The sequence below is a fragment of the Ruminococcoides bili genome, from assembly GCF_040093295.1.
Lineage (GTDB): Bacteria > Bacillota > Clostridia > Oscillospirales > Acutalibacteraceae > Ruminococcoides > Ruminococcoides intestinale_A.
In genome coordinates this window covers 1-7506 of the sequence record NZ_JBBNJY010000058.1, presented here as the reverse complement: position 1 = coordinate 7506, position 7506 = coordinate 1, and the positions used below count along the sequence as shown (strand labels likewise).

Annotated in this window: 9 protein-coding genes; 5 read left to right on the top strand and 4 right to left on the bottom strand. The window is 41.1% G+C overall.

What is annotated here, in order from left to right; translation table 11 throughout:
- Window positions 1–28 precede the first annotated feature (28 nt).
- Window positions 29–418, top strand: coding sequence for an MmcQ/YjbR family DNA-binding protein (locus AAAY30_RS10820; RefSeq protein WP_499215873.1), 390 nt, complete (start codon window positions 29–31; stop codon window positions 416–418).
- 211 nt (window positions 419–629) lie between these two features.
- Here the strand turns inward: AAAY30_RS10820 and AAAY30_RS10815 are convergent, their stop codons facing one another.
- Window positions 630–1460, bottom strand: coding sequence for a Cof-type HAD-IIB family hydrolase (locus AAAY30_RS10815; RefSeq protein ID WP_412608421.1), 831 nt, complete (start codon window positions 1458–1460; stop codon window positions 630–632).
- Window positions 1461–1467: 7 nt separating this feature from the next.
- Window positions 1468–2094 (bottom strand): endonuclease III, encoded by a 627-nt coding sequence (nth, locus tag AAAY30_RS10810; RefSeq protein WP_022234777.1) that lies wholly within the window; start codon window positions 2092–2094, stop codon window positions 1468–1470.
- 94 nt (window positions 2095–2188) lie between these two features.
- On the opposite strand from nth, the gene AAAY30_RS10805 reads away from it, so the two are divergent.
- Entirely contained in the window at window positions 2189–2923 is a 735-nt protein-coding gene (locus tag AAAY30_RS10805) for an HAD family hydrolase (RefSeq protein ID WP_295053706.1), read from the top strand.
- A gap of 2 nt (window positions 2924–2925) precedes the next feature.
- A complete protein-coding gene (locus AAAY30_RS10800) occupies window positions 2926–3621 on the top strand; it encodes a 5'-methylthioadenosine/adenosylhomocysteine nucleosidase (RefSeq protein ID WP_022234779.1) in 696 nt (231 codons plus the stop codon).
- 209 nt (window positions 3622–3830) lie between these two features.
- On the opposite strand, the gene AAAY30_RS10795 is transcribed toward AAAY30_RS10800, so the two are convergent.
- Complete coding sequence (locus tag AAAY30_RS10795) at window positions 3831–4769, bottom strand: ROK family glucokinase (RefSeq protein ID WP_295026393.1); 939 nt, start codon at window positions 4767–4769, stop codon at window positions 3831–3833.
- 277 nt (window positions 4770–5046) lie between these two features.
- Between AAAY30_RS10795 and proB the strand changes: the two genes are divergently transcribed.
- Together proB and AAAY30_RS10785 are read left to right on the top strand one after the other, a co-directional pair.
- Window positions 5047–5838 carry a glutamate 5-kinase gene (proB, locus tag AAAY30_RS10790; protein ID WP_249375884.1) on the top strand — a complete coding sequence of 264 codons (792 nt, stop codon included), beginning with the start codon at window positions 5047–5049 and terminating at the stop codon, window positions 5836–5838.
- A gap of 1 nt (window position 5839) precedes the next feature.
- Complete coding sequence (locus AAAY30_RS10785) at window positions 5840–7084, top strand: glutamate-5-semialdehyde dehydrogenase (protein ID WP_499215872.1); 1245 nt, start codon at window positions 5840–5842, stop codon at window positions 7082–7084.
- Here the strand turns inward: AAAY30_RS10785 and AAAY30_RS10780 are convergent, their stop codons facing one another.
- Complete coding sequence (locus AAAY30_RS10780; RefSeq protein WP_022234783.1) at window positions 7085–7375, bottom strand: hypothetical protein; 291 nt, start codon at window positions 7373–7375, stop codon at window positions 7085–7087.
- Between the last annotated feature and the right edge of the window lie 131 nt (window positions 7376–7506).

Sequence of the window (7506 nt, the reverse complement as noted above, 5' to 3'; positions counted from 1 at the left end):
ATCTATTGAAATTTTTTATTGAGGTGTTATGAACAGAAACGAATTTATAAACTATGTTCAAACTGCATACGGTGTGAAAGGCGATAACCCGTGGCAAAAAGATCCCGTGTCAACTGTTTTTCGTCATATTGGTAACAGAAAATGGTTTGCACTTGTTATGAGGGTTAAAAGATCAAGTTTAGGGCTGAATGGAGAAGAGTTGATTGATATAGTGAACTTTAAATGCGATAAAGTAATGGTTGGCTCTGCACTTGGTAATAATGGCTTTTATCCTGCGTATCATATGAATAAGGAAAATTGGATAACGGCGGCACTTGACGGTTCGGCAAGTGAAGAGAATATAAAGTTTTTTCTCGACCTTAGCTTTGAACTTACCGCTCCTAAAATTAAACAATATCAGAAAAACTGCAACCCGTAGAGAGTTGCAGTTTTGTCTTTGATTAGCTTATAAAGTGTGATAAGTTGGTTATCACTTGGGTGTTAAGTAAGATAATTAAAAATTTAGGTCAAGCCTTTTTATAGGTTGACAAACTTTTATAATTGGTCAGCAGGCTTTCCTTTAGAACATAATTTTTAGGAAATCACAATACTGAAAACCTGTTTATCAAATGTTTCACGTGAAACATTGTTTAACAGTTACTCAAAATGTAATCAATCAGTACGGCTACACCATCGTTATCGGAGTCGGGAACAACAAAGTCGGCGCACTCAATACACTTTTTAGATGCGTCATCAACCGCCGCACCAAATCCCGATTCGGCAATCATATCCGCATCATTATCGGCATTGCCGCAGGCACAGGTGTTTTGCATATCAATGTTGAGCATTTCGGCAAGGTGAGATAGGGCAGACGCCTTGGTTGCCGACTTATCCATTAATTCAATAAAGTGTTCGGATGATGTGGTAATAAAAATATTATCAACAGCATTTTCAAGCATAGTCCAAATTCTTTTTTTTGTCTGCGGGTCGGTAGAAATATATTCTATGCTGTCAAGCTCATTCTTGTGTTCAAATATAAACTTTCTCATATCTTCAATATGACCGTGCGATGCCTTTACATAATCTATGTATGCCTCGGTACAGCCGTATGCAAGAGGATTGTCGCTGTAACGCTTGTCGGTGTAAGTCAATCCGTCAACAAAAGCCTCCGAAATAATATCCTCGTCTTTCATAACATCAAGAATCTTAAGTACATCGTTTTCTTTAAGTGTAGCGGAATAAATCTTTTTTCCGTGCCGATCATAAATTGCGGCGCCGTTTGATGTAATCAAATATTCAATCCCCTCAATATCCAATATGCTTTGCGGCATTGTGCCGAGGGGTCTGCCTGTTGCAATCGCTATGATTATGCCGTTCTCAATTGCTTTTTCAAGCGCAGATTTAACGGCAGGTGCAAGAGTGTTTTTGCTTGTGAGGGTTGTGCCGTCAAGGTCAAGTGCAAGTAATTTAATTTTGTTCATAGTCACCTCATATATTCTTAGGGCAAAAGCCGTCCATACAACAGCTTTCACATTTAGCGTTTCGTGCCGTGCAGACAGCTCTGCCGTGGAGTACGAGTCTGTGGCAAAAGTCATTGCTTTCTTTCGGGGGAAGCAGATCACGCAGAGCGAACTCTATTTTTTTCTGGTCTTTTAAATTGTGCAAACCAAGCCGCTTGGTAATTCTTATACAATGCGTGTCAACTACAACCGCAGGCTTGCCGAAAATATCGCCGCATACAAGGTTAGCGGTTTTTCTCCCGATACCCGGTAATTTTATTAAATCGTCAATATTGTCGGGAACAATGCCGTCAAAATCCTCGCAAAGCATTTTTGCCATTGCTACAATGTCTTTTGACTTTGTTTTATAAAGTCCGCACGATTTAATGTACTCGGCAACTTCTTCGGGAGTAGAATCTGCAAAGTCCTGTGCGGTTTTAAATCTCTCAAAAAGTGCGGGAGTAACTATATTTACCCTTGCATCTGTGCATTGCGCAGCCAGACGGGTGGCTATAAGAAGTTGCAAGGGGTCTGTATATACAAGGCTGCAAATTGCATCGGGGTACTCTGCTTTGAGCGCATCTACAGCCATAAGGGCAATTTGTTTTTTATCCATAATATCACCTCAGATAATAGTGTAACACAAAATAATTACTATTGCAATCAGCAGTAAAAACTGTTAAAATATAGATAGAAAGGGTGATTTTTTAATGTATAAAAACTGTGTTTTTGATTTATACGGAACATTAATTGACATAAACACAGATGAGTGGAGCATTGAACTTTGGGAGAAAATGGCAGTTTACTACGGATACAAGGGTGCAATCTATACTGCCGAAGAGTTAAACGAGGAGTACGGTAAACTTGTTGAGGCAGAGAAAAAGGCTGTACACAGACGACACAAGGACTACAGCGTTATCGACATTAAGATTGATAAGGTATTCAAAAAACTTTACAACCAAAAGGGCGTTAAGGTGACTAAGGCTGTTGTTGAGCAGACCTGCGCAGTGTTCAGATGTTTTTCCACAAAATATATTAAACTTTATGACGGCGTAACAGAAGTTCTTGACGCATTAAAGGCAAACGGCAAGAAGATTTATTTGCTTTCAAATGCACAGAGAAGTTTTACCGCAAATGAAATGGATATGCTCGGACTTACAAAATACTTTGACGGTATTTGCATCAGCTCCGATGAGGAGTGTTCAAAGCCTGACAGTCATTATTTTGAAATTTTGTTTGACAGATACGGACTTGAAAAAAACGAGTCTATTATGATTGGCAACGATTATATTTCGGATATAAAGGGTGCTCACGATTTCGGCATTGATTCATTGTATATTCACCAGAGCATTTCTCCTGAAATTGAGGGTGAGCTGCTTAGCAATTATAAGATAATGGACGGAGATGTTCATAAAATGAAAGAGCTTTTGCTTAAGGGAGAATAATTATGATAGGAATAATTTGCGCAATGCAGATTGAGGCAGACGGCATAATTGCGCTTATGGAAAACAAAAAGCAAAGGGAAATTGCCAAAATGACATTTACAAGCGGAACGCTTAACGGCAAAGAGCTTGTTGTTGTGGTTTGCGGTGTGGGCAAGGTAAATGCCGCTATGTGCAGTTTTGCAATGATTCAGAATTATAAGCCCGATTGCATTATAAACAGCGGCGTAGCAGGTTCGGTTTCCGAAAAAGTCAGTGTCGGCGACATTGTAGTGGCTGTAAATGTGGTCGAACACGATATGAATACAACAGCGCTCGGCGATTTGCAGGGTGAGGTTTCTTTCCCTGAGAGCAAGGTAATGTATTTTAATTGCGACGAAAAGATTGCCGACAAACTTTTTGCTTCTGCAAATAAACTTGAGAATACAAGAGCCGAAAAAGGAACGATTGCAAGCGGAGATATATTTATTTCGGAGCGTAGGAAAAGAATAAAGATAGGGGAAACCTTTAACGCCCTTGCGTGTGAAATGGAAGGTGCGGCGATTGCCCATATATGCTCAAGAACGGAAGTACCGTGCGGAATATTAAGAGCAATTTCCGATGACCTGAACGAAAACAAGGGAATGGACTTTGTAAAGTTCTGCGAAATGGCAAGTAAGAAAACGGTTGCCGTTATAAATGATTTTGTAAATAATATTTAATGAAAAATCCGAACACTTGTTAAAACGGTGTTCGGATTTTTGCGTAAAAGGGAAGAGGAAAAGTTTTTAACATAGAGTTAATAAAATGTTAAAAAATTTGAAACAATAATTTACACCGACTTTCAATAAAAAACATCTTATTAATTCACACAAAAAAATCCGACTTAAGTTAAAACCTAAGTCGGACAGATAATTAAAACAATATTAAATTATTTAATGATCATTCTTACGCAACCGTAAATACCTGCGTCATTGCCGAGGTCTGCAAGTTTAAAGAATGTATTTTTGCAAGCGTGGAACGCATATTCCTGATAATACTTCTGTACCTGCTCAATAAGGAAGTCGCCTGCCTTTGACATACCGCCGCCAATTACAAACACCTGTGGGTTTACTACGCAGGCAACAAGTGAAAGTCCCTTTGCAAGAATCTTTGCGGTTTCGTCAACCATCTTAATAGCAACCTCGTCACCGAGTTTTGCTGCGTCAAAGATTGCCTTTGCGGTAAGTTCCGGTGTGTTTCTGAGTATGGTTTCGTCATCGTGCTCTTCAAGATATTTCTTTGTTACTCTCGCAATACCTGTTGCAGACGCATACTGCTCAAGACAGCCGTGATTGCCGCAGCCGCAGGTTTCGGTTTCTCTTTCCTTTACACGAAGATGACCGATTTCGCCTGCCGCACCGTCACTGCCGGGAATAATCTTTTCGTTAATGATTACACCGCCGCCAACGCCTGTGCCGAGTGTTACCATTACAAGGTTTTTGTAGCCCTTGCCGCCGCCTTGCCACATCTCGCCGAGTGCCGCTACATTTGCGTCGTTGCCGACTTTAACCTTAAAGCCTGTCTTTCTTTCAAGCTCGATTGCTACATTAAATACGCTCCAGCCAAGGTTTACGCACTTATATACTGTGCCGTCATCGCCTACAGGGCCGGGAACGCCAACGCCGATACCTTCAATCTCTTTTTCGCTGATGTTCTTTTCGGCAAGTTTTGCCGCAATAGCCTCTGCAATATCGTTAAGAATATATGTGCCGTTTTCCTGTGTTCTTGTAGGAATTTCCCACTTTTCGATAAGGTTGCCCGAAGTTTCAAACAAACCGATTTTAATTGTTGTGCCACCTATATCAACACCAAATGCATATTTTTTCATTATGTTATGCTCCTTTCAAGTCGTGAAATATTAAATTAGTAACATATACTATAATTTTAGTATTTTAACGGCTTTTTGTCAATATAAATTAACAGTTTTGATGAAATTTTTGCGAAAAACCGCATATACATTTGTGTAAATTTTGTTGTAATTTAAGGGGCAGTTGTGATATAATTTAAATACAGGTGTCTACTGCCGTATGCGGTGCGGCAGATATTTCAAAATTAATACAGTATAATGAATATTGAAAGAATATTGAAAACGGGTGAGGTATAATATGGAAAAAAAGCTTACCGTAATTAAGGTGGGTACATCAACCCTTACATACGAAAACGGAAAAATCAACTATCGCCGTATTGAATCTCTCTGCAAAGTTATTGCTGATTTGCAAAACAGCGGTGAGCAGATAATTCTTGTGTCCTCCGGTGCTATCGGCGTCGGAATGGGCAAGGCAGGGCTTTCAGTTCGTCCCACAGAAACCAAGAAAAAACAGGCTCTTGCGGCTATCGGTCAGTGCGAGCTTATGTTTATGTATGACAAACTTTTCGGTGAATACAACCACTCGGTTGCGCAGATACTTTTAACACGCTATGCCGTAGAAACCGAGCAGAAAAGGCAGAATGTAATCAATACTCTTGATGAACTCCTTGATATGAATATTATCCCTGTAATCAACGAAAACGATACGGTCGCCATTGATGAACTTGAGGGCAACAACTTTGGCGATAACGATATGCTTTCCGCCATTGTTGCGGGTCTTGTCGGTGCGGATAAACTTGTTATTCTTACAGACATAGACGGTCTGTACGACGATAATCCACGCACCAATCCAAACGCTAACAAAATTGATGTTGTGGGCAGAATTTCTCCCGAAATTTTTGAAATGGCGGCAGGCACAGGTTCAAACAGAGGTACGGGCGGAATGATTACAAAACTGCACGCAGCGGATTATGCAACTCAGCGTGGGGTAGAGTGCCACATTGTAAACGGTGCAAATCCGAATGTACTTTACTATGTATTTGACGGAATGAATGTGGGAACAAAGTTCCTTGCCAGAAAGGAGAATTGATATGACACAGCTTGAAATTATGGGTGCAAACGCAAAGAATGCCTCGGTGTTTTTGCGTACGGCGGGCAGTAAAAAAGACGATGCGCTTTTGGCTATTGCAAAGGCTCTGCGTGAGCACAGCGATGAAATTATAAAGGCGAACGAAATTGACATAGAAAACGGAAAAAACGCCGGTCTTACAGAGTCTTTACTCGACAGATTAAGACTTACTCCCGAGCGTATAAACGGTATGGCGGAGGGCGTTGAACAGGTAGCCGCTCTTGCCGACCCAATCGGTAATGTTCTTGAGGGCAGAACTCTCAAAAACGGACTTAATATTGAGAAAGTAAGAGTACCGATTGGCGTTATCGGCATCATATTTGAGGCTCGTCCGAATGTTACTTCGGATGCGGCGGCACTTTGCCTTAAGGCAGGCAGTGCGGTAATTCTGCGTGGCGGTAAAGAGGCTATCAATTCAAACCTTGCCGTTTCGGAGATTATGAGAAACGCTGTTGAAAGCGTTGGTTTTCCAAAGGATTGTATCGCACTTGTTAAGGATACATCAAGACAGAGCGCAACAGAGCTTATGCAGTTATCCGATTATCTTGATGTGCTTATTCCCCGTGGCGGCGCAGGACTTATTCGTTCCGTTGTCGAAAACGCAAAAGTACCTGTAATCGAAACAGGTGTAGGCAACTGCCATATTTATGTTGACGAAAGTGCAGATGTGCAGATGGCGGCAAACATTATTTTTAATGCGAAAACTTCCCGTCCGTCTGTATGCAATGCAATTGAAACAATCCTTGTCCACAAGAATATTGCTCAAAAGGCTTTACCTGAAATAAAGAAACTTCTCGATACAAAGAATGTGGAGATAAGAGGCTGTGAAACCACAAGAAAAATCCTCGGCGACAGCGTTATACCTGCAACCGAGGAGGATTATGCAAAGGAATTTCTCGACTATATTCTTGCCGTTAAGGTTGTGGACAGTCTTGATGACGCTATAGACCATATTGCAAAGTACAGCACGGGTCACAGTGAAAGCATAATTACAAATGACTACAACAACGCAAATAAATTTACCGCCTGCGTTGATTCGGCAGCAGTGTATGTAAATGCATCAACCCGTTTTACGGACGGCGGAGAGTTCGGCTTGGGTGCGGAAATCGGAATTTCCACACAGAAACTCCACGCAAGAGGTCCTATGGGCCTTAATGAGCTGACAAGCTGTAAATTTATTATAAGAGGCAACGGTCAGATCAGATAATTACATAAGCAAATACATCAATGCAAGCAAAAGCGATGGGTCGGCTTTTTCGCCTGAAAGCAAAAGCAGCAGGAGCAGAATCAGACTTTGCTCTTTGTCGGCGAGCAGAAAATCCACAAGACTTTTTTGCTGACCCTGCGCTTTGTTTTCTTGTTTATTATCTGTTTTTTGCGGAGTATCTTCGGGCTTTTTTTCAGGCGGTTTAGGCTTTTTCTCACGCTCCGTCTGATGCGGTGGGCGAGAGTGCATTTGTTGCGCACGGCGCAGAGCCTCTTCTTCAAACGATGCCAAATTATCACCTCCAAAGGTTGGGTGTTAATATTACTTTGGGGATTTGTTAAATGCGGTTCTTTATTAAAAGTTTGGGGTAATTACGGTTTAGCACACTGCTTAGGCTAAATAATTAAAAATTTAGGTCAAGC